17 protein-coding genes and 2 pseudogenes are annotated in these 21,608 nt (G+C 55.3%); 16 read left to right on the top strand and 3 right to left on the bottom strand.

Annotated features, from left to right (window positions below; all coding sequences use genetic code 11):
* Positions 1 to 154 precede the first annotated feature (154 nt).
* Positions 155 to 1,873, bottom strand: coding sequence for a DUF262 domain-containing protein (locus B5F76_RS01180; protein WP_087349836.1), 1,719 nt, complete (start codon positions 1,871 to 1,873; stop codon positions 155 to 157).
* A gap of 22 nt (positions 1,874 to 1,895) precedes the next feature.
* The gene (locus B5F76_RS01175; protein ID WP_204218287.1) at positions 1,896 to 2,525 is read right to left on the bottom strand and encodes a YigZ family protein; all 630 of its coding nucleotides are present in this window, start codon (positions 2,523 to 2,525) and stop codon (positions 1,896 to 1,898) included.
* Between the two features lie 171 nt (positions 2,526 to 2,696).
* On the opposite strand from B5F76_RS01175, the gene B5F76_RS01170 reads away from it, so the two are divergent.
* The 5 genes from B5F76_RS01170 (at position 2,697) to B5F76_RS01150 (ending at position 6,703) form a co-directional block, all read left to right on the top strand.
* The gene (locus B5F76_RS01170) at positions 2,697 to 3,188 is read left to right on the top strand and encodes a rubrerythrin family protein (protein ID WP_087349832.1); all 492 of its coding nucleotides are present in this window, start codon (positions 2,697 to 2,699) and stop codon (positions 3,186 to 3,188) included.
* Positions 3,189 to 3,367: 179 nt separating this feature from the next.
* Positions 3,368 to 4,717, top strand: a complete 1,350-nt coding sequence (locus tag B5F76_RS01165; protein ID WP_087349830.1) for a S41 family peptidase — start codon at positions 3,368 to 3,370, stop codon at positions 4,715 to 4,717.
* An 86-nt stretch (positions 4,718 to 4,803) separates the two neighbouring features.
* Entirely contained in the window at positions 4,804 to 5,604 is an 801-nt protein-coding gene (gene proC / locus B5F76_RS01160) for a pyrroline-5-carboxylate reductase (protein WP_087349828.1), read from the top strand.
* Positions 5,605 to 5,693: 89 nt separating this feature from the next.
* Positions 5,694 to 6,026 (top strand): hypothetical protein, encoded by a 333-nt coding sequence (locus B5F76_RS01155; protein ID WP_204218286.1) that lies wholly within the window; start codon positions 5,694 to 5,696, stop codon positions 6,024 to 6,026.
* The gene (locus tag B5F76_RS01150; RefSeq protein WP_087349826.1) at positions 6,023 to 6,703 is read left to right on the top strand and encodes a nucleotidyl transferase AbiEii/AbiGii toxin family protein; all 681 of its coding nucleotides are present in this window, start codon (positions 6,023 to 6,025) and stop codon (positions 6,701 to 6,703) included. The genes B5F76_RS01155 and B5F76_RS01150 overlap by 4 nt, the downstream gene beginning before the upstream one ends.
* A gap of 34 nt (positions 6,704 to 6,737) precedes the next feature.
* On the opposite strand, the gene B5F76_RS01145 is transcribed toward B5F76_RS01150, so the two are convergent.
* Positions 6,738 to 9,422 carry a sigma-54-dependent transcriptional regulator gene (locus B5F76_RS01145; RefSeq protein ID WP_162608615.1) on the bottom strand — a complete coding sequence of 895 codons (2,685 nt, stop codon included), beginning with the start codon at positions 9,420 to 9,422 and terminating at the stop codon, positions 6,738 to 6,740.
* Positions 9,423 to 9,651: 229 nt separating this feature from the next.
* Between B5F76_RS01145 and B5F76_RS01140 the strand changes: the two genes are divergently transcribed.
* The 11 genes and pseudogenes from B5F76_RS01140 to B5F76_RS01095 all read left to right on the top strand — a co-directional run bounded on the left by B5F76_RS01140 (position 9,652) and on the right by B5F76_RS01095 (position 21,607).
* The gene (locus B5F76_RS01140) at positions 9,652 to 9,966 is read left to right on the top strand and encodes a DVU0150 family protein (protein ID WP_087349821.1); all 315 of its coding nucleotides are present in this window, start codon (positions 9,652 to 9,654) and stop codon (positions 9,964 to 9,966) included.
* An 11-nt stretch (positions 9,967 to 9,977) separates the two neighbouring features.
* Positions 9,978 to 11,039: a sulfite exporter TauE/SafE family protein gene (locus tag B5F76_RS01135; RefSeq protein WP_087349819.1), complete on the top strand. Its 1,062-nt coding sequence runs from the start codon at positions 9,978 to 9,980 to the stop codon at positions 11,037 to 11,039.
* 9 nt (positions 11,040 to 11,048) lie between these two features.
* Complete coding sequence (locus tag B5F76_RS01130; RefSeq protein WP_087349817.1) at positions 11,049 to 11,630, top strand: DUF4881 domain-containing protein; 582 nt, start codon at positions 11,049 to 11,051, stop codon at positions 11,628 to 11,630.
* Positions 11,631 to 11,704: 74 nt separating this feature from the next.
* Entirely contained in the window at positions 11,705 to 12,046 is a 342-nt protein-coding gene (locus B5F76_RS01125) for a hypothetical protein (RefSeq protein ID WP_087349815.1), read from the top strand.
* 195 nt (positions 12,047 to 12,241) lie between these two features.
* Positions 12,242 to 13,279, top strand: a complete 1,038-nt coding sequence (locus B5F76_RS01120; RefSeq protein WP_144268356.1) for a hypothetical protein — start codon at positions 12,242 to 12,244, stop codon at positions 13,277 to 13,279.
* A 66-nt stretch (positions 13,280 to 13,345) separates the two neighbouring features.
* Positions 13,346 to 15,730, top strand: a pseudogene (locus B5F76_RS01115) (YchJ family metal-binding protein); the annotation flags it as partial.
* A gap of 477 nt (positions 15,731 to 16,207) precedes the next feature.
* Positions 16,208 to 16,300 (top strand): annotated as a pseudogene (locus B5F76_RS15275) (SEC-C metal-binding domain-containing protein); the annotation flags it as partial.
* A gap of 87 nt (positions 16,301 to 16,387) precedes the next feature.
* Positions 16,388 to 16,927, top strand: coding sequence for a YchJ family protein (locus B5F76_RS15050; RefSeq protein ID WP_144268355.1), 540 nt, complete (start codon positions 16,388 to 16,390; stop codon positions 16,925 to 16,927).
* 51 nt (positions 16,928 to 16,978) lie between these two features.
* On the top strand, positions 16,979 to 18,325 hold the full coding sequence (locus tag B5F76_RS01105; RefSeq protein WP_087349806.1) for a glucose-6-phosphate isomerase: 1,347 nt from the start codon (positions 16,979 to 16,981) through the stop codon (positions 18,323 to 18,325).
* A 21-nt stretch (positions 18,326 to 18,346) separates the two neighbouring features.
* Positions 18,347 to 19,891: a sensor histidine kinase gene (locus B5F76_RS01100; RefSeq protein WP_342633797.1), complete on the top strand. Its 1,545-nt coding sequence runs from the start codon at positions 18,347 to 18,349 to the stop codon at positions 19,889 to 19,891.
* Positions 19,892 to 20,221: 330 nt separating this feature from the next.
* A complete protein-coding gene (locus tag B5F76_RS01095; RefSeq protein WP_087349804.1) occupies positions 20,222 to 21,607 on the top strand; it encodes a sigma-54-dependent transcriptional regulator in 1,386 nt (461 codons plus the stop codon).
* Position 21,608 lies beyond the last annotated feature (1 nt).

Below are 21,608 nucleotides of genomic sequence, written 5' to 3'. Positions count from 1 at the left end.
TCGTTTCGGCAACAAGTGCCGAAAGATATGATGTTTGCGGATTGTGTGCGTAGCGCTTTTTGAGGGCTTATTCGGTCACGGGCAGTGTAGCGAGGAACAGGGGGCCGGGCAAGCCCGCTGAAAACGCAAATGCAGGGCCTGACCCAGAGCTGCGTCAGAAACGGACCTTCCAGATTTGGACTGCAATGTCGGCCATGTGTTTCTGTCTTTTGCCAATGGTATCCGCGCACCATTCCCCGTAGTATTCGGCAATAGCCCTGGTCGTCTGGAAGACGCTTGTTTTGTAAACCTCCCGCTTTTGCTCGTAGGAGGAGTTTCCGACAGCGCGGTTTGAGGCTGCTTCAAGCAATGTCATGTTGCCAAGGCGAAAGACCATGCGCTGCATCTGCCTGAATTCGGCCGGACTCCAACCATCTTCGGGAGTGACGGGGAAAATGTGCTCTATGGTGTATTTGGGGGTGAAGGGGTCACAGGAGATGATAGATTGTTGCTCCTCTATCCTGAAAAGAATGTAGCGTACAAGTTCCCTGCTTTTTGGGGGTACAGTGTTGATAGACTTTCTTGAAAAGGACAGTCTGAAAAGATCATCTTCAGGGTAGAGGGCTTTGAGCGCATCGAGAATCTGCTGTTCTGAAGTGTACTCTTGTGCAAGAATTTTCAGGCAGATGTCATTGTAGATGCGCTCCTGCTCATTGAAAGTTGTGTTTCCGGCAATGCTGGAGCGAAATGCAATGCCAGCTGCAGCCTCGACGATTCTGGTAAATGTCTGCCTGCTGGATGAGAAAAAGACCTTGTAGCAGGTCAGAAGAAGAGAGAGGGGAGCTGTACTGTCCAAGATCTCGATCTCCCGCAGGGCAGCCTTCTCCCTAGGGTTCCACACAATGTCGGAAGGGGTGCGCAGTGCCGCGTACTGAGGTGCCGCACTCCCCAAATCTTTCAGCAGGACAAAAGCCTTGCGCGGATCCCGGGCCTCTCTGCTCAAAGTGGTGAAAAGGGCGTTTTTGCGGACAATTTTGTGTTGGGAGTTCCAGAATATGCGCAAGAATTCGCCAAAGTTTCCTTCTCCAACACAGGAGGCAATCTGATACCACCGCATCTCGAGATCCTGCAGGGCTGGCGGGCTTTCCATGTATTCGCTGGCAATACTGCTGAAAAGACGGTTTTTCAGAAGAGCTTCAGCCGAGAGTAAGGCACCCCGGGCATTGAGGCTTTCGAAGAGCGCAAATGCATCGCTCTCGTTGCTGACTGTGACCGTGGTGAAAAAGAGTCTGCTCACTACTGTGTCCACAAGGGCCGCAATGTGTGCACCTCTGTCCTTGTCTTTGGCGCAGAAAGCTTCCAGCTGCCCCTTGAACCAGAGAAAAGCCTGCCGCATAAGAATCTCGGACTCGTTCCGGCCCACGCTAGGCAGGTCCTCAAGCGCTGCAAGATAGTGTTGATAGTAGAAGTTGGTGTTCGGGTTCAGTGTGAGCTTTGTCGACACATTCAGAGTCACGAGATTGATATTTCCGATATAGCTGTCAAGAAAGAATTTTCCTCTCTGTGTGTTCAGCTCTGTATTTTCCCCATTGCTTGCCATATCCCGCAAAAGGCTTATGGCAGAAAGTATGAGGATACCGATGGTTGTCAGTCGCTGTTGCCCATCGAAAATGGTGAAATGCGCCCTGTCCTGTGCATAAAGGACAAGTAAGCCCATGAAATGGGACTGGGCAGTGTCGTCCAGTGGCAGACTAAGGATGTCCTGCCACAGAGCATCCCATTCGTGCTCACCCCAGGCGTAGCTTCTCTGAAAGAGGGGCACCTTATAGAAGCAGCCCGGCTCCATCACCTGCCTGAAGGTCATGTTTCGGAACTTGAAGGGAACAGTCGCCATGACAAGATCCTCATCAAATGTCTCAATCCGGAAGTATTCTGGCCCTGCCGTTGGTGCACTCTGCAAGGGCAAGAGTGAGTTCGTCTCTCCTGTCTGCCGGCATTTCCAGGGAAAGAACCATGGAGGAAGCAAACTCCTCTCCAATAATATTTGCCGCATGAGCTGGCAACAGGCGGTGTACCCTGTCGCTGTCCGCGTAGGCTATTTCCACCTTGAGGCTGGCAAGTTCTGTCTTGGCGCAGACAGGAAGGTTTTCGAGGCAGAGGGCAACGCTTTGCTGATAGGCGCGGACAAGGCCCCCTGTGCCAAGCTTGATGCCTCCGAAGTAGCGGGTGACCACGCAAAAAAGCTCTCCAACGTTTGAGTGCAGCAGGGTTGTGAGCATGGGCCGTCCAGCTGTTCCGTGAGGTTCCCCATCATCGCTGCAGCCAACCTGGGCGCTTGAGCCGGCAGGGCAGGCCACAAAGGCCCAACAGTTGTGGGTTGCGTCGGCGTAGGTGCTGCGGACGGCCTCGATGCCGTCCTTCGCCTCGGCCACGCTGGAACAGTGTCCTATATGGGTGATGAAGCGGCTTTTCTTTATAAGGAGAGAGGTTTCGTGCAGCTCTCCCATCGCAAGCGCAGGTATGAGGGATGTCGTCTCTTGTGTCATAAGATGCAGAAAATGTAGGAGGGAAGAAGCCCTTTTGTGCCCTGTCACACAAAATTTTGCAATCTGCCCCTTTACAGAAGAAATTTGGGCATTAGATATTGTCTGTCTGTGGCAAACAGACAACTATTATCAATAATTTTCAAATACCCTTGTGAAGAGAGGTTTACCATTATGAGCAAGACCGAGAAAAATTTGATGGACGCCTTTGCAGGCGAGAGCCAGGCCAACCGCAAGTACCTTGCCTACGCAAAGGTGGCAGATCAGGAAGGCAAGGCCCAGATTGCCAAGCTGTTCCGTGCAGCCGCAGCCGCCGAGACCATTCACGCCCATGCCCATCTGCGCAATGCCGGCAAGATCGGTGACACCGCTGCCAATCTGAAGGACGCTCTTGAGGGTGAAACCTACGAATTCACCAAGATGTATCCCGAAATGTACAAGGAAGCCTTGGAAGAAGGCAACGAGAAGGTGGCAAAGTACTTTGATTTCGCCAACAAGGTGGAAGAAGTGCATGCCAAGCTCTACAAGAAGGCCATCGAGGACGCCAACGCCTTCACCGGTGACTACTACATCTGCCCCGTGTGCGGCTACACCCACGAAGGTCCCTTTGACGGTGCCTGTCCCGTGTGCGGCGCCAAGGGTTCTTCCTTCATCAAGGTTGACTAACCTCGGGATAGATTCCTTTCCGGCCGCAAGGCCCATATTCTGAATGAAAGAGGGAGTGTTTTCGGTTTTTCCGAAGGCGCTCCCTTTTTTGGGTTCCCTTTAGCGGAAGTCTGCTTTCTCATTGCCTTTTGCAGGGAAAAAAGGCACGATGCGGCAACATTTTTCTGGAGGATAGCTTCATGCGACACCGCCTTGCAGGGGTTTGTCTCCTGCTGCTTATCTTGTGCTGCGGCTGCAGCATGCCTGTGCCCGCAGGGGCACAGCCTGCAGCGACAAAGCAGGCTCAGAACGAGGGCAAACAGCAGCCCTTGAGCAAATTCGACGCCCTGCGCCGTTTCGGACAGGTCCTCGACATAGTTGAACGTTCCTACGTGAACGACATAGGTCAGGCAGAACTTGTCGATGGAGCCATCAAGGGGATGCTGCAGGGGCTGGATCCGCATTCCTCCTTCATGAGCGCAGACGAATACAAGGAAATGCAGGAAACCACGTCGGGCGAGTTTTTCGGCATTGGCGTGGAAATTGCCATGGAAAACGGCCAGGTGACAGTGGTTGCCCCCATCGAGGACACCCCTGCCTTCAACGCCGGCATGAAGACCGGCGACATCATCCTGACCATCAACGGCCAGTCGACCCAGGAAATGACCCTGCAGGACGTGGTTTCGCGCATTCGCGGCCCCAAGGGAACCAAGGTCGAGCTTTCCATCCTGCACACCAATGGCAGGGAACCCGTTTCCTTGAGCATTGTGCGCGGGGCAATTCCCATTGTCAGCGTCAAGAGCAAGAAGCTGGAGGACGGCTACTACTGGATCCGTGTGACCCGCTTCTCGGAAAAGACCACGGACGAGCTCATCGAGGCTTTTGCCAAAGCAAAGAAAGAAGCCGGCAAGACAGGCATCAAGGGTATTGTGCTTGATTTGCGCAACAACCCCGGCGGTCTTCTCAGCCAGGCAGTGAGTGTTTCGGATCTCTTCCTGCAAAAGGGAACCATTGTTTCCATCAAGGGCAGAAGCAACGTGACCGAACGCGTGTACACGGCTCAGGCCCAGCCCACGGATGTTGAAGCTCCCATGGTTGTTCTTATCAACGCAGGCTCTGCATCCGCATCGGAAATCGTGGCAGGAGCCCTGAAGGATCAGCACAGGGCTGCCATTGTGGGCGAACGCTCCTTTGGCAAGGGTTCTGTGCAGAACATCATTCCCTTGGCAGACGGTTCGGGCCTCAAGCTCACGGTCGCCCTCTACTATACCCCGGACAACAGATCCATTCAGGCAGAAGGTGTTTCTCCGGACATAGAGATTCCCTTTGAAATGCCTTCGGACAAGGACAAGGAAAATCGCTTCCTTTTGCGCGAGGCAGACCTGAACCGCCATCTGGAAAACAGCAATGCCGAGGGTGATGCGCCAAACGCAGAGAAGAAGAGCGAAGACAAGCAGACGAAGGAGCAGCTTGCAAAGGACAATCAGCTGCGCCTTGCCCTGCAGATAGTAAAGGGTCTGCCGAGCATGCAGGCCATAAAGAACAAGTAGTTCGGGAACAGCCCGGACAAAAATACCGCAAGACAGATCAATGCCTGCCGCAATCGCGGCAGGCATTGTCATAGTGGAGGACAAAAATGGCAGAGCTTTGTGTGGGTATTCTTGGTTGCGGCAATATGGGCGGCGCCATCCTCAAGGGGCTGGCTGCTACTGGAAAGTACAGCCTTATTGGCTGGACAAGAACCATGAAAAGACTCGATCCGCTGCTTGAAATGGGAGTTGAGGCTGCTACGGACGCCAATGATCTTGTGCGCAAGAGTTCTGTTTTGATCCTTGGGGTCAAGCCCTATCAGATAGAGGATGTCATAGAGAGCCTCGACAAGAAGCTTCTTTCCGGCAAAATCCTTGTTTCCATCGCTGCCGGCACAAGCCTGAAGACCTTGAAAAAGGCTGCGGACAATTGCTGCACTGTGGTTCGGTGCATGCCGAACACGCCTGCCATGGTCAGCCGTGGCGTCTTTGCCCTGTGCTTTGACAAGAAGGCCGGGGAAAAAGAGAAGGAGTGCGTGAAGGGGATCTTCGCGGACCTTGGCCTGTGCCTGGAACTGACAGAAGAGCAGTTCACCCCCTTCTCGGCCCTCATAGGTGCCGGGCCTGCCTATGTCTTCGATCTCATGGAGGGCCTTGTCATGGCAGGCGTCACCCTGGGCTTTTCCCATGCCCAGAGTCGCAGTATGGTGACGGAACTCTTTGCAGGATGTGCGAAGATGGCAGCGGAAAATTCCGCAGAACACCTCATGGCCATGCGCGACAACGTGTGCTCGCCTGCTGGCCTCACCATTGCCGGGGTGAACGCCATGAACGAGGAAGGCCTTTCCGCAAAGCTTGGGCGGGCGGTGTTGAAGGCCAACGAGCGCGGACGAGAGATGGAAGACTAGGGTGCCCTTGCAGCAGCGGCGCCAACAGAAGGACGTGTAGCGGGACTCCGGTTCCGCTGCACGCAAAAAGAGGCAACATCGGAACACGCATGGACGAGTGCGAAAGGAAGATATTCGAGGCTTTGCGCCTTGGCGAGCGGGAAATGAAAATTCTACGCTCCCTGGCAAACTACATTTGGTGGAAGACTCCAGAAATGACGCTGCAAAGGCCGGATATGCTGATAGCGCAGGTCATGCAGCTGGGGACCTTCGAGGACAGCATGCGCCTTCTGGAAGCCCTGGGAAAGGAGCGCCTGCGCTGGGTCCTTGAGCATGCGCAGGCAGGGCAGTTCACACAAAGGCCCTGGCACTACTGGCACTACATGGTGGCAGACACAAGTGTGGGCGAGGTGCCGCCATTGCCTGTACGGAGGTTTTCATGACGACAACGCTCCACTACGAGATTCTCCCAAAGAGTCAGCAGGGGCTTTGGGCAGAGCTTGGGCCCGTCTCGCAATTTGGATTTGTCCTCTATGGGGGAACAGCAATAGCCCTGCAGCTCGAACACAGAACATCCCTTGATTTCGATTTCTTCACATCCTGCGACTTCGAGAAGACGAAGCTCCTTGAGATGCTGCCAGCTAGAGCAAGAGGAGCCATAGTTCAGGATGAGAGAAATACCCTGTCCCTGAAAACGGAAGAGGGTGTCTATCTGTCCTTCTTCGGTGGCATTGGCATTGGGCGTCTGGGAAGGCCGGTTGTAGACAGAAAATACGGGATACAGCTTGCCTGCCTTGAGGATTTGCTGGCGCTCAAGCTTGCGGTAGTGACGCAAAGGGCACAGTGGAAGGACTACTTTGATATGGCAGCCCTCCTGCGCGCTGGCTTGAGCCTTGCGGATGGCCTTGCAGGAGCAAGGGCTCTCTATGGCTCGGCCTTTGCTCCCAGGGCAGCCCTGCAGGCGCTCACCTTTTTTGAGGACGGGGATCTGGGAAGACTTGCAGTAAAGGACAGGGAAGAGCTTGTCCGTGCCGTGCAGCAGGTGCGTGCCCTGCCGGAAAAAGAGATTGTCTCGGCATCCCTGTACGATGCAAGCCAGGATGGAGCCATGGAATATTAGACTCTCCCATCTGCTCTCTGATTGGTCCTGCAGGTTAATCCGGGAGTATTTCGGATTTTGGAGCGTGTTCCCCTGCCACAAGATAGCGCTGGCTAGGACCTCTGCCCTTGCGCTCAAGATAGCCTTCCTCCACATAGAGCTGCAGATCGTACTGGGCTGTGCGCACCGAAACCTGAGCGAGCTCCTGATAGTCCTTGCGGCTGAATGAGCCAAGCTCGGTAAGTTTTGGCAAAAGCTTCTGCAGTCTCGGAAATTCGGAAATATCCTTTCTTCCGTCCTGGAATTCTGCGCTGGCTTCCGCTCTTTTTGCGGGTTCAGGGTTTGCTTCCCCGGGAGCAACCTTGGTCGGAGCAGGTTTCACAGCTTCCGAAATGGATTCCGGGAGAGGAGCCGGGACGGGTGCTGGCGTTTGGGGAACAACTGCCGGGAGTACGTTGTCGGTAGCCTTTTCGTCCTGCTTCCTGCCAGCTACGTCCGGCTGCTGGGCCTTGGAAGACTTGCCTTTGCGCAATTTGCCCTTTTTGTCGTTCTGGGAAGAGTCTGCTCCGAGATGCAGGTGATGGGGCAGGATGATGTCCCCGTCGCAGAAGGCTGCAGTGCGGAAAATGGTATTGCTCAGCTCGCGCACATTGCCTGGCCAGTGGTAGTGCATGAGCTGGCTTAGGGCGCCCTTGCTCATACGAGGAATGGGCTTGTTTGAATGGGCCTGAGCGCGAGCCTCGCGCAGGAAGAACATTACAAGATAGGGGATGTCCATCTTGTGTTCGCGCAAGGGGATGGTATGGATAGTGATGACAGCCAGGCGGAAATAGAGATCCTCCCTGAAGGTCCCCTTTTGTATTTCCTCGCGCAGGTCGGCGTTGGTGGCTGCAATGACCCTGGTGTTGAAGGGAACACTTGTATCCGAGCCAAGCGGGGTGATGCGCCTGTCGGAAAGAGCACGCAAAAGAGCCTGCTGGACCTTTGGGGAGGCGTTGCCTATCTCGTCGAGCATGAGTGTGCCACCCTCGGCAGTGAGGAAAGCACCCTTGCGCGCCTCGCGCGCTTCGGTGTAGGCCCCCTTCACGTGACCAAAAAGGCTGTCCATGAGAAGGCCTTCATCGAGAGCACCACAGTTGATGGTCATGAAGGGGCCTTCGCTGTTGGCAGAATGCATGTGAATGGCGCGGCTGATCAGTTCCTTGCCAGTACCGGTTTCTCCCATGACGAGCACGTCTGCCTGGACTTTGGCTGCCTGAAGGATGTTCTGGCGCAGGTTTCGCATCTCAAGGCTCACGCCTATGATGCCGTCCGGCGGAACGGGAATTTCGGTGGGCATGTTGTGCGCTTCCTCGACCTCTATGCGGGCAGAGGCGAGGGTATTTTCCATGTCTCGCTCGTCTTCAAGATTCCGCAGCTGTTCGAGCAGGCGATTGACCGATTCGCGCACCTCCTGCACCTCCTTCGGCGCGCTGCGGTCGGGCAGGGGCTTTGCAAGGGCAGAGGAGGTGGATTCGGCTATGTCGCGACCAAGGGTTCTTAGGCTTTTGCGTATGGCCATGCCGATGAAAAAGAGGGAGACGGAAAGAAGCAGGGCTGCAACGGCACAGGCCACAAGATAGCGGCTGTGGAGCTTGGAGCGCTGGGATGCGGCAGCAAAGGATGTGTCGAGAACAACTATGCCGCCCACAATGTCCCTGCGTCCCTCGGCACCGGACATATAGGTTACCGGTGCGTAGCTGACGGTTTCGACAGGAATGCCATCCTTGTTCCAGGGAATCCTGCTTGTCTGGAATTGGCCGGCCTCGTTTTTCTGGATGTGGTTCATCATGGTCCAGTAGGAATAGTACTCGGCTCCTGGGCGAAAGCCCGGGGCATAGCCTGCCCTGCCAAAATCGCCCTGGAAGCCCGAGCGGACCATGTCGATGACGGCTGCTCTGGAATGCCCGTTCTCCTTTTGAGCCCCTGTCTCGAAGATCATCCAGCCTGCGTTGTCCACAAAAAAGGTCAGAGGCGTTTGTTCCCCCTTGCGCATGGCTACCGCGCAAGAAGAAATCGTATCGCGCAACCAGGCAAGATCCACAGAGAGGATGAGGTACCCCGCAAAGGTTCCGTCCGAGAGTGTCACAGGAGCGGTAAAGCGCATGAGCTGCAGGGTCACCTGGGTCTGCGGAGTCTTGTTGGCGGGATCGCTGAAGGAATAGGAGACCTCTGTGGGAATGGAGAGCACAACTTCGTGTTCGCCTGGCTGACGCAGGGGAAGATGGAAGGGCGAGGCAGACTGTATTTCGATCTGCTCGGGGTCAATGGCTCTCATCTTGCCCTTGTCCTGGATCCAGAGGAAGCGTTTGCTGGACAATTGTCCCAGCCCCAAAAAGGCCGCTTCGCAAAAGCGTGCATCACCCATGGCGTTGAGGGTTTCGAGTCTGCGCCAGATGCGATGCCTGAGTTCCTCGAAACTGTTCGAACCGGTTGCGAGTACTGCAATCTGGTTGCGAGTTTCCTGCAGTGTCTGGGATAGCGCAATTCCCATGCTCTGGGAGAGGATATAGGAGTTTTGCGCGATTGCGTTTGCGAGATTCTCTTCCACGTTGCGATGCGTGATTAGAAAAAGCGCAACCAGGATTATCAGGGGAAATGGCAGGCAAAAAAGCATCAGCCTGCGGACAAGCCCGGATTTGCCCCAAAAGCGGGGTTTGGAAACGCGAAAAAGGCGCGGAGAAAAGTGCAGATCAGACATTGCGCGACTCCGGTGATGGTGACACGCCTTGTGTAGCATTGGAACAGTCAATTTGCAACTTTTTTCACAAGACACGGGGCTTGCATGGGTTTCTAAAAAATTTTTTCGCGCAAAATCACGCAATGGCACGCTTTATGCTACATGCCAGCTGGATTTCGAATTGATGCGCATTCACCCCATAATCAGGACTTGCGCTCAAGTCTCAGAACGATTTGACAAGGAGAGAGTCATGACGAAGCTGAGAAAACTGTCACTGAAAGTTTCAGCGTGGTTCGTAGGCTGTCTGGCAACAATGTTGCTGATAGCCCCTGGTTTGGCCGTTGCTGCCAAGAAGGCGGCAGCCAACGTGGTTATTGTCGCTGACACCAGGCGCCTCGACGGCATTCTGCTGTGGTGGGCCCAGATGTACAATGACAGCCATCTGTACTTCATGCTTCTGACCATCGTCATCATTCCGATTACCGGTTGTGTGTTCGGTATGCTGGCTGACCTGGTCATGAATCACATCGGCATCGACCTCAAGCACAGGAAAGCGGCCGAATAGGGAGGTACATTATGGACTGGTTGTATGTTTTGATGCCCATTTCCGGCTGCACCGTTTTCTGGCCCGGCCTCATCATCCTGGGTCTTGGTGTCGGCATCATCGGCGGCTTCTTCGGCATGGGCGGCGCCTGGATGGTTACCCCCGGCCTGAACATCCTTGGTTTCCCGATGGCCTTCGCCATTGGTACCGACGTGGCTCACATGGCTGGTAAATCCCTTATTTCCACCATGCGTCACGGCCGCTTCGGCAACGTTGACTACAAGCTCGGTCTGACAATGCTTGTCGGTACCGTGGTGGGCGTGGAAATCGGCGCCCAGATAGTCATGCAGCTCGAACGCCTCGGCAGCGTCGATCAGGTTGTCCGCTGGCTCTACGTTGTCCTGCTCATCCTCATGGCCTGGATGGTCTTCCATGACGTGGCCCTGCGCAAGAAGAAGGAACGCGAAGCCGCTGCCAAGGGCGAAGTCCTTGACGAAAAGGCCACCGGCCTTGACTGGGCTACCAAGCTCCACGCCATCAAGATCCCCCCGATGGTCCACTTCCATCAGGCCGGCATCTACTGCTCCGCATGGCTCCCCATCTGCGTGTCCTTCCTCACTGGCGTTCTCGCCGGTATCCTCGGCATCGGCGGCGGCCTCATCCGTATGCCCGCCCTGGTGTACCTCGTTGGCTGCCCGACCCACATCGCAGTCGGCACCGACCTCTTTGAAGTTGCCATCTCCGGCCTGTACGGCGCTGCCACCTACACCCTGAAGGGGCGTACCGAACTGGTTGCCGCTCTTATCATGCTCATCGGTGCTGCCGTTGGCGCCCAGATTGGCGCAGTTGCCACAAAGTACATCAAGGGCTACGGCATCCGCACAGCCTTCGGCCTGGCCGTCCTCGGCTGCCTGTGCTCCGTTGTCCTCAAGCTGATACAGCCCTACTTCCCCGCCTACGCTGGCTTCATCAACGGCGTGTCCACTGTGGTGGTGCTCGGCTTCGTGTCCGGTATCTCCATCTACATCGCCGCCAAGATGGTCCAGGGTGCCAAGCAGGAACTCGCGGAAAAGAGACGCGCTGCGCAGAACTAGGAGGACATCATGAGAACGTATTACAAGATATTGGCTTTGTTCGTCCTCTGCCTCGGCCTGGCTGCATGCGAGTTCGGACAGGTTGAACAGGGGCGCTGTGTGGCCTACGACGCCAGCAAACAGACCTTTACCATGGTCCTGGACGTCAATCACGATGTGCAGAATCCTTCCTACACCGGTGGTGTGATGACCTACACCATGCCCGCAGATCCTGCTGAAATCGGCCCCGAGCCCGTTCCCGGCGGACGCGTGCAGATCAACACCGAGAAGAGCGAAGTGATCATCTTCAGGGATGGCAAGCTTGAGACCGTCAAGGTCGAGTTCACCGACATCCAGAAGAACATCCTGCCCTCCAACCCCAAGGTTGCCGGCCACAAGTTCCCTGTCATCGACAAGGACAACGGCACCATCACCGAATACTCCAAGCGCCTGCATGAAATCGTCACCTTCAAGGTGCCCGCAGAATACCTTGAGCTGCCCCCCAGCACTTGGGAAGCCGGCGACGAATGCCGCATTTACTACAAGGAAAATGCCAAGCATCAGGCCCTGCGCTTCATGAACGTGTCTAAGACGAACATCTTCAAGAAGTAGCAATCCTACATTGATGTATCCCCCTTGGCGGGGCTCCCATTGGGGGCCCCGCCTAAGGGAGAAGGAGTGTAAAAATGAGAAGAAACAGCACAGACAATCAGTACAAGAGAACCATATGGCTGTGTGCCATCCGCGTAGCAGCAAATCTGGTCATGCTGGCTGCCGTGTGTGTTGCCATGTATCAGTCCTATCTGAATCCGGCTTCTTCTCTTTCCGTTTTCTGCCAGTACTTTTTCGGCATCACCATCGTGACATGGACTGCGGCAAGGTTTGCCTGTTCCCGTGTGCGCATGATGTACGCCGATGCGGACGAAGGACTTGTACGCCTGCCGGGCCACAAGAAACATTCCCTTGTGCACTGGAAGGTGGCCGAATCTTCCCTGTGTGTGCAGCGCCCCACACAGATCGCGCTCTAAAAATCTCCACAGACATCCCGCTTGTCGGCTCCCCTTGCCCGGCAAGTGGGGATGTCACCCTACACTGCCCCATTGGTTTGCGGGCAGTTTTTTTTTGCCCTCTTGCCTTTGCCTGAATGTCACAAGCATTGTGCTTGCCCAAGAGGCTGCTTCCATCTATTCTTGCAAAGGACAAATTCACAGGAAGGTAGATATATGCAAGCACAGACCCCTCAAACACCCCCGAGTGACGCCCACGAGGAACAGATGGTCAGGGACAGTATCCCGCTGGCCGAAAGCCCGGAATGGCTGCTTTACTCCGGCGCACGCAACAGGCAGCGCCTTGCGGGCGTTTTTGCCGCGGTGCTCCTTATTCTGGCCTTTGTGGTTCTGGCAGACGGTCTCTTGTCGCGCATGCGCGGGGGCGGATCCTACAGACTGGAAATGCTGCCTGGCACAAGCGAGGCAGTTTCCGGCCCCATGGGCAGCGGGCCTGCGCTTGCAAGCGAGATGCGCGCCTTCCCGATTCCGGCCGACGCCCCTCTTTCCTTCGAGTTTCAGGGCTTTTTCACAAGCTACTGGTTCGGAACAGGCATGTGGCGCGGCCTTGTGCATGTGAGTGAAACAGCACCCAGTGGAACCTATGCCCTGGCTGTGGGCATCGAGGGGCAGCCATCCTCTTCCTTCCAGACCTATACCATCAGTGTGGCTGCAAGCGCGCGGGAGCAGGATCGGGCCTCGCTTTCCATGGTTAGGCGCTACACAGGTTTCAATCCCTTCTACCTGGCAGCCATATTTGGTGTTTTTGGCATAGGTACGGGCATATCCAGCTTCTTTTTGGGCAGAAGACAAAACGCCCTTTTGCGGGATCTTGGCCTTGCCGAGATAGTGCGCGTCCAGCCAGAAGGCAATTTTATGCGTGTCTATGCAGTACAGGGAAAGCGCGAGGTTACGGGCAAGAGCTTTGTGGCCTACGACAGGGACATGAATCGTCTTGGCAAGGTTATCTACGACGAGGAAAAGAACGGTATTGCCAGCTGTCTCTTTATTCCTGCGGACCACGGGCTTCCCTCTTCCGGATCTTTTATAGCCTTCTGGGAAAGGGAGGATTTTGTGGGAACTCCCATGCGCAGGGGAGTCTTTTCTCCTCTCATTGAAAGGGGCATGCAGGGCATGCATGACAAAAAGGGCTGCTGCAAACAGGAAGAAGGAAGCCGGGACACTGATAATCGGCATACCAGGAACGGGCAATAGTTCCGGATCCATGCGTACGGCCACAGGGCTTTGCTGTCAGGAACGCAAGGTATATGTTTTTTGAGGATGCGAAAAAGGCCGAACACAGAATTGGGCCAAGGAGCAACATCCATGAGTGCAAGGAATGGCAAAAGCAGGACAGGGGCAGCACAACAGGCTGGCAAAAGGCAAAGGGATGACCTGTGTCCCTGCGGCAGTGGCAAGAGCTACAAGGAGTGCTGTGGACCCTACCATGGGCTCATGTATTGGCCAGAGGATGCCGAGACTCTGGTTCGTGCCCGTTTTTCGGCCTATTGCCTGCAGAACTGGGATTTTCTCAAGGGAACAGAGTACTACGACGAGGTCCCGGGCGAGAATACCTATGCATGCGAGGATATGGAAAAGGAAGCCAGGGAGGAAGGAAGGACCTGGAGTTCCTTGCGCATACTCGAGAGTGGCAGGGACAAGGACAGTGCGTATGAGTATGTGCGCTACGAATATACGCTCATGGATCCCAAGACCGGTGTGGAATACTGGGAACAAAAGGACTATTTGACCACGATAGACGGGAAAATATACTATACTACAGGGACAGACTTTATCGAGCGTGAGGCCCCAAGGTCAGAGTCAGATTTCTTGCGCCCTGCTGATGACGACAAGTGTCCCTGTGGCAGTGGCAAAAAGTATGGCAAATGCTGCGGTCCATATCTTGATGGCCTGCGCTGGCCCAGGGACGCCAAAACCCTGGTGCGTGCGCGCTTTGCTGCATATCGTCTGCAAGACTGGGATTTTCTGAATACTACGGAACACCTTGACGAGAACCCCGGCGAGACAACGTACTCGCTTGCAGACCTGCAGGAGGCATCGGCAAGCGGATGCACCTGGAGTGGACTGCGTATACTGGATGGCGGCAGAGATGATGACGGCTACGAGTTTGTGGAGTACGAATACAAGACAGAAGAGCCGGATGAGGGGGAGAGGAGAGTTGAGCAGAGGGACTATTTTGCTACCATAGACGGGAAAGTGTACTACACTACGGGGAAGGACCTCATTGACTCCGAGTATCTGGATGATACCGGGGGTGATGCTGATGCCCTGAAGACTTCCCATACGCCCTTTGAAAAGCCGGATCCCGACGCTTGTCCCTGCAGCAGTGGCAAAAAGTATGACGAATGCTGTGGTCCGTATCTTGAAGGCAAGAATTGGCCTGAAGATGTGGAGACCATGGTTCGTACGCGCTACACTGCCTGTGTACATCGTGACAGGGAGTATCTGGACAAGACTGCCAGGCTGTACACTCCCGAGGAAGAACATTTTTCCACGCAATATCTTCAGCAATATCTTGACGATCCGCAAATGCATTTCTTCACTTTTATCCTGTATAACAAGGGGGTGGACAGCGAAGGAAGGGAATTTGCAGACTGGAAGGCTCTGGCCGTAAGGTCCGAGGACGTGAAGGCTGGGCAATGGGTGGAGCGATCCCTCTGTGAGCGCATAGATGGGAAACTCTACTATGTAGACTCTTCTGCAACACCAAGGAGCGAATACAGGATTGCCCAAAGGGGGTATCCCTGCCCCTGTAGCAGTATGGAGCCGTACGAAAAGTGCTGCGCCCCGTATCTTGAAGGGAAACTGTGGCCAGAAGACGCCAAAACCATGGCGCGCACCCGTTTCTGTGCCCTTGCCTGCAACAACTGGGAGTATCTTGAGCGCACAGCCCTGCCCAGGGAGGGGAGAATCTTCTTTAGACCGGAAGAGCTGAATGCTCTTGCGGATGCTTGCGACATTGCGTGGGGATCAATGGATTCCCTTGAGCGCGGGGAGAAGGACGGCGAAGAATATCTGGAAAATCTGTACTTTGGAGAGATGCTGGACGGGGACATTCAATTGGAGACGCGCTGCTACTACAGGCGTGTTGACGGCAAAATCTACTATACCGGCTCAGAATCAGAAGACATACTATCCGAAGGACGCGATATACTCTGCCCCTGCAAAACGGGCAGGTACTTTGACGATGACTGGAGGTACTATCAGGAGTGTTGCGCACCGTATCACGATGGTTCCCGTCTGCCTGAAGATGCACTGACCTTTATGCGCACACGTATAAGCGCCATGAAGCTTGGCAGACGAGACTATCTTGAAAGGACATCCCGTCTCAAATATGGGGAAGACCCCCTGTCTTGCGATATGCTGATCATGCTCTATCGTATGGGGCTGATTTTGAGTGATCTCAAACAGTACTCGCAGGGTACAGACGAGCAGGGGCGCAACTACATTGATGGCACAGTTTGCTGGCTGGACTGCGAGGCGACATATCCACATGTTGCACGCTATTATTACGAAACAGAAGACGGCAGGTTTTTCTATACGGGCATGCGCGAGCTGACCTGGGAGGAAGCTGCCGAAGCCGGAGATTTTGCATTCCCCTGTCCCTGCGGAAGCGGACAGACATACGGAGAATGCTGCGCAAGGTACATTACCGGAGCAGAAGAGCCAGAGGATGCCGTCAGCTTTGTACGGGCAAGATGTTGTGCCTTTGCCATGGCAGTATTGCCTGATTTTCCTCAATTGGAGCCAGAGATGCTCGACTTTGACGAGGACGACAGGCGCAACCCCAATCTGAGGGATATCCTGCAAGAGTTCAGCACAGATTATACAGATATCCATGTGAAGCAAATGGTTATCTTGGGGAGGGGCAGAGAAGACCTTGGGGACAGTCAGCTGGATCTGGCTGCCCTGGACCTGGGTCTGGAGCACATGGAGTATGTGGACTATCAACTCGACTGTACTGCCGTGTACGAATGGCAGCCGTACGATGAAGATGGTGCTGACGATGACGAGTACGATGAAAAGTACGACGTTCAGGAGCACAGGATTCTCGAGAGGGCCTTGTTCGTAAGCTTTGAGGGAAAACTGATCTATCTTGGAGGTGTTCCCTTGAGCGCAAGGCCTGTCCGTCGTGCCCCCAAGGTGGGAAGAAACGATCCCTGCCCCTGTGGCAGCGGCAAGAAATACAAGAAATGCTGCGGCAAGAATGTGTAAGGATTTTTGCCTGCACAAACTGCAAAATACTCTCAAGAAGGAGGAGGCGCTTCCCGGGGACGGGAGCAAGGGCGCCGCAATTTGACCATGCCTGATACAGAAAGAATCGAAAGCACACCGGAACTGGAAAATACTGCTGCCTGCCCCTGCGGCAGTGGCAAGAGTTACGAGGAGTGCTGTGCCCCGTACCACGAGGAAAAATGCTGGCCCCAGGATACGCTTACCATGCTTCGGACCCGCTACTGCGCCTATGCAGTGGGCGCCTGGGACTATCTGGAAAAGACCGCCTGGCAGAGCGAGGACGAGGAGCCTGTAACTGCCGAGATGCTGAAAGAGCGCAGTGAAGGCATTGACTGGCTCGGTCTTAGCATTCTTCAGAGCGGCAGGGACGAGGAAGAGGGCTGTGACTACGTAGACTACATGGCAGCCTACGTTGTGGACGGAGTAGCCAGGGAGATAGGCGAGCACGCCTACTTCAAGACTGTCGAGGACAAGCTCTACTACACCGGTGGCGTACCCCTTGTCCGTGAGCCTGTTCGCCGCGAGGCCCCGAAGGTGGGGAGAAACGATCCCTGCCCCTGTGGCAGCGGCAAGAAATACAAGAAGTGCTGTGGCAAGAATGCCTGATGGCGCAAGCATCGGGCATACTCTCTTTTTTTGCAAACACTGGAGTGACTTATGGCCTATCTGGAATGGTCCAGGGCCTGCACGGCCCGGGTTCGTGAAAGCCATGTACAATCCCTTGGCGCAAGGGCGCAGGAACTCTCCCTGCGTCTTGCCAGAGAAGTGGATGCGGGACTCCTTCCCTTCCTGCGCATGGGCTATGTGGAAACATTGAAGCGCGACATGCCCCGTCTTGTGGAAAAGACAAGGCCCTACAAGCATATGCTGGTCCTTGGCATAGGTGGCTCTGCCCTTGGCACAAGGGCCATGCAAAAGGCCTTTGCAAGGGGTGTGGACATGCCCGGCCACGGCGGCCACGAGGGCAAGCAGATCTGGATTGCCGACAATGTCTGCCCGACAACCCTTGGCGACTGGTTCAAACTGCTGGATCCGCAAAGAACCGTTGTTGTGACCATCTCCAAATCCGGCGGCACCATCGAGACCATTTCCCAGTACTTTTTGGCCAGGGAATGGCTGCAAAAGGCCCTGAGAGAGGCCTGGAAGGATCACATGATCGTGGTCACGGACGAAGCAAAGGGCTTCTTGCGCGAAGAGGCTCGCGAGCACGGCCTGGATTCTCTGGAAGTGCCGGACAATCTCGGCGGCCGCTATTCTGCCCTCTCCGCAGTGGGTCTTCTGCCCGCAGCCTTCCTTGGCATAGACTGGGAAGCTCTGCTTGAGGGCGCAGCCTCCCTGGCAAGGCCCCTGGTGGAAAACCCGGGTTCCCTTGCCACCCACCCCTCCATGGCCCTGGCCTCCTGGGCAAAGGCCCTTGAGGACTACGGCTACACCGACCTCATCTTCTTCTGCTACGAGCCGCTCTTTGCGATGTACGGCCCCTGGTTTGCACAGCTGTGGGCCGAAAGCCTTGGCAAGGAAGGCCTTGGTACCATGCCTGTGCCAGCGACAGGCGTCACGGATCAGCATTCCGTAAACCAGATGTTTTTGGACGGCATACGCAACAAGGCCTGCCTCTTTGTCACAAGCTCCAGACACAATAGCGGTCCCACCTTCCCGGCGGCCCTTCCCAAGGGATGGGAGTTCCTTTCCGGCAAGCCCTTCTCCTGCCTGCTTGAGGCAGAAGCCCTGGGTACACGCATGGCGCTTTCCATGCACGATGTTCCCCTTGTGCAGATTTGCCTTGACGATGCCTCGGAAAAATCCGGGGGCAAGCTCATGATGCTCCTTGAGATTGCCACTGTGCTCACAGGCTGGCTCATGGGCATCAATCCTTTGGATCAGCCGGCAGTAGAGCTGGGCAAGCGCCTTGCCAATGCCCGCCTTGGCAAGCCGGATTACGCAGAGGAAGAGGCTCTTCTTGAGCGATATCTGAAGACTGCAGAGAAAAGGCAGGACTTCTAGCCAAAACAGGGAGGCAGGGACATGCCGGACAACAGGGGAATGGACGGACAGGCTGGAAACGGCCAGACAAACGGCAAGACCGGGGGCCTGTTTCGCGCAGGTATGCTGCACGGCGACGGGGGACTGTCGCTTAGCTACGCCCGTACCCTTTCCTGGCTGTCCCTGCTCGTGGTTTTGCTCGTGAGCCTTGGGCTCTCCTTCTTTATTTCCAACCAGGCCAGGCAGACGCTCATGGAGCGCCAGGAGGGCTTTGCCCTGCTTCTGGCCCAGAATCTGAACAACCAGATCTTCCAGCGTTTTGCAGTGCCCACCATCCTTGCCTACGGGCACATAGCCCTGCGCCAGGAAGAGCAGCACGACCGCCTGGACGGGGTGGTCCGCTCGGTTATCGAGGGACTGCCCGTGTCCAGACTGCGCGTGTACGACTTCAATCGCGTTGTGGCCTATTCCACGGACCCAGCAGAAATAGGGCGCAAGGGGCTGGCCCCCTTGAACATTGGGGGTGCCTTTCAGGGCGAGCTTCTGAAACCGGAGACGGTGTCGGACATCGAAGAGTGGAAGATGCCGCTGCACTGGCCCCTGAAGCCCAATACAGTCAAGCTGCGCGTCCTCTATCCCCTGCGCGGCGACGCCTACAATACAGGCGCATCCCCTGTGCTGGGGGTTCTTGAGCTCACCCAGGACATTACGGCAGACTACGCACAGGTTTTGCTCTTTCAGGCGGCCATCGTGATAATGTGCCTCATGTCCTCCATCATAATGTTCATTCTGCTCATAATCATCATCCACAGGGCGGAGCGTGTCCTGAGCCTTCGCATGCAGAAGAACATGCAGCTGGAAAAGGAATTGCAGAGCACGGAAAGGCTTGTGAGCATGGGGCGCGTTGTGGCAAGCATAGCCCACGAGATACGCAATCCCCTGGGTATCATCCGCTCCACAGCGGAGCTTTTGCAAAGACGCGCGTCCAGCAAATCGGACAAGGGCACAACCCTGCTCCTTCAGGCCATATACGACGAGTCGTTGCGTCTGTCCCAGACAGTGAACGATTTTCTCGACTACGCAAGGCCCAGGCAACCCAAACAGGATCCGGTTGACCTTGGGCTTGTGCTCAGGCAGATTCTGGCCTTTGTAGAGGGAGACTTTGCCAGGGACAACATAGTGGTCGAACCCAAAATGTGCGATCACCTGTGGGTTTTGGGAGACAAGGATTTGCTCTACAGGGCACTCTACAACGTGCTTGTGAATGGCCGCCAGGCCATGAAGAAGGACGGGACCCTAGTCATCCGCACCTTCGAGCGCGACAATTGGGCAGTGGTCGAGGTCACGGACTCTGGACCCGGCTTTGACCCGGACACCATAGACAAGCTCTTCGAACCCTTCTTCACCACCAAGGACGCTGGCACAGGCCTTGGCCTTCCCATTGTCCGCTCCATCATCGAATCCCATGGCGGCAGCGTCCACCTTTCCAACGCAGAGGAAGGCGGAGCCAGGGTGGAAGTGCTCCTTCCCCTGGTCGCAATGGAGAATCCAAACGAGGCAGAGTCGCAAAAGAACCTGCCCTCCTGAGTGCGAAGACATATATATCAGTGCGGAATGACACATATATTACAAATTTTGTATATAAATATTTTTGAAAATCCGTATATCCGCATACTGACATAATGAAGGCGGAACGCCTTTTTTGCCTATCGCGCAACGACAAATTAAATCGCGCAATCGTGCAATCGCGCAAGCAAGAATTGCGCGATTCGGAAGCCGAGAGCTGAAGCACGCTTCTCTGAATGCGCGAAAATCCGGGTTTCGGGACATCCGATTTGGCATGCAGACTCAGCCTGCAAACTCAGAATACAGACTCGCAACAGAGCATCATCATATATCCATACAGAGGTTCTCATCATGTCCGAAAATGCCCATATTCTCGTCATAGACGATGAAAAGAACTATCTTCTTGTGCTGCAGACCCTGCTTGAGGACGCGGGCTATACAGTGACAGCCATCAACGATCCCGTCACTGCCCTGACCTTCTTGCAGGAAAGCGAAGTGGACGTTGTGGTGACGGACATGAAAATGCCCCATGTGTCTGGTGTGGAAATTTTGATGCAGGTCAAAAAGCAGCTGCCCCACATACCGGTGCTCATCATGACTGCCTTCGGAACCATCGAAAGCGCAGTGGAAACCATGAAATACGGGGCCTTCGACTACATCACAAAACCCTTTTCCAATGACGAGCTTCTGCTCTCCATCCACAATGCGGTAGAACTCTCCCATGCCCACCGCCAGTACAGGCTGTTGCAGGAGGCCATGCAGGAGCGCTTTGGCGTGCACACCCTTGTGGGCAGAAGCAAGAACATTTCAAGCGTGCGGCAAAAGATCGAGCGCACTGCTCCTGGCAGAACCACTGTGCTCATCACTGGCGAGACAGGGACAGGCAAGGAAATGGCAGCCCGCGCCATACACCTTGCGAGCCCCCGCAAGGACAAGCCCTTTGTGGCTGTGGACTGCACATCGCTTTCTCCAGAGGCCCTTGAGCGCGAGCTCTTTGGCAGCGAGATTCCCTCCTCTGTGGAGGGCAGCCCAGCCATACAGCGCGGCCGCATAGAGCAGGCAGAGGGCGGGACACTCTTTTTGGACGAGCTTGCTGCCCTCTCCCCCGATTTGCAGGTCAAGCTTTTGCGCGTCCTGCAGGATCGCAGCCTGCAGCGTGTGGGTGGCACCCAGACCATCAACGTGGACGTGCGCTTTTGCATGGCAACGACCTGCGAGCTGCAAAAGAAGGTGGAGGAGGGGGTATTTCGCGAGGACCTCTACTACCGCGTGAATGTGGTTCAGCTGCACATGTCGCCCTTGCGCGAAAGAAGAGAGGACATCCCGCTGCTCATAGCCCACTTTGTGGACAAGATCCGCCAGGACAACAACATGACAGAGGTGAAGAGCTTTTCCACCAAGGCTCTCAACTACCTGACTGGCTACGACTGGCCGGGAAACATACGCCAGCTTGAAAACATAGTGGAAAACTGCATGGTTCTCGTTCCGGGGCAGGTCATTGACGAGGAGGATCTGCCAGCGGAAATCCGTGACGAGGAATCCCAGTTCAAGAGCGCAGTGGACCTTCTGCCGGTCCAGCTGGATCTTGTGGCAACCCTGAACAAGATAGAGGCTGCCATCATACGCAGGGCATTGGTTCGGGCAGACCTTGTCCAGGTGAAGGCTGCGGAGCTATTGAACATCTCCAAGAGTCTTTTGCAGTACAAACTCAAAAAGTATGGCATCACAGGACACTAGG

The organism is Desulfovibrio sp. An276 (assembly GCF_002159665.1).
Classification (GTDB): domain Bacteria; phylum Desulfobacterota; class Desulfovibrionia; order Desulfovibrionales; family Desulfovibrionaceae; genus Desulfovibrio; species Desulfovibrio faecigallinarum.
The sequence above is the reverse complement of the archived record's forward strand: the minus strand, read 5'-3'. Positions and strand labels throughout refer to the sequence as shown.

Coding starts and splice junctions, on each gene's coding strand:
- B5F76_RS01125 (WP_087349815.1), top strand. CDS start 11,705: ATGAGAAGAAACAGCACAGACAATCAGTACAAGAGAACCATATGGCTG.
- B5F76_RS01095 (WP_087349804.1), top strand. CDS start 20,222: ATGTCCGAAAATGCCCATATTCTCGTCATAGACGATGAAAAGAACTAT.
- B5F76_RS01145 (WP_162608615.1), bottom strand. CDS start 9,422: ATGTCTGATCTGCACTTTTCTCCGCGCCTTTTTCGCGTTTCCAAACCC.
- B5F76_RS01105 (WP_087349806.1), top strand. CDS start 16,979: ATGGCCTATCTGGAATGGTCCAGGGCCTGCACGGCCCGGGTTCGTGAA.
- B5F76_RS01165 (WP_087349830.1), top strand. CDS start 3,368: ATGCGACACCGCCTTGCAGGGGTTTGTCTCCTGCTGCTTATCTTGTGC.
- B5F76_RS01175 (WP_204218287.1), bottom strand. CDS start 2,525: ATGACACAAGAGACGACATCCCTCATACCTGCGCTTGCGATGGGAGAG.
- proC (WP_087349828.1), top strand. CDS start 4,804: ATGGCAGAGCTTTGTGTGGGTATTCTTGGTTGCGGCAATATGGGCGGC.
- B5F76_RS01130 (WP_087349817.1), top strand. CDS start 11,049: ATGAGAACGTATTACAAGATATTGGCTTTGTTCGTCCTCTGCCTCGGC.
- B5F76_RS01150 (WP_087349826.1), top strand. CDS start 6,023: ATGACGACAACGCTCCACTACGAGATTCTCCCAAAGAGTCAGCAGGGG.
- B5F76_RS01155 (WP_204218286.1), top strand. CDS start 5,694: ATGGACGAGTGCGAAAGGAAGATATTCGAGGCTTTGCGCCTTGGCGAG.
- B5F76_RS01140 (WP_087349821.1), top strand. CDS start 9,652: ATGACGAAGCTGAGAAAACTGTCACTGAAAGTTTCAGCGTGGTTCGTA.
- B5F76_RS01120 (WP_144268356.1), top strand. CDS start 12,242: ATGCAAGCACAGACCCCTCAAACACCCCCGAGTGACGCCCACGAGGAA.
- B5F76_RS01100 (WP_342633797.1), top strand. CDS start 18,347: ATGCCGGACAACAGGGGAATGGACGGACAGGCTGGAAACGGCCAGACA.
- B5F76_RS01135 (WP_087349819.1), top strand. CDS start 9,978: ATGGACTGGTTGTATGTTTTGATGCCCATTTCCGGCTGCACCGTTTTC.
- B5F76_RS01180 (WP_087349836.1), bottom strand. CDS start 1,873: ATGGCGACTGTTCCCTTCAAGTTCCGAAACATGACCTTCAGGCAGGTG.
- B5F76_RS15050 (WP_144268355.1), top strand. CDS start 16,388: ATGCCTGATACAGAAAGAATCGAAAGCACACCGGAACTGGAAAATACT.
- B5F76_RS01170 (WP_087349832.1), top strand. CDS start 2,697: ATGAGCAAGACCGAGAAAAATTTGATGGACGCCTTTGCAGGCGAGAGC.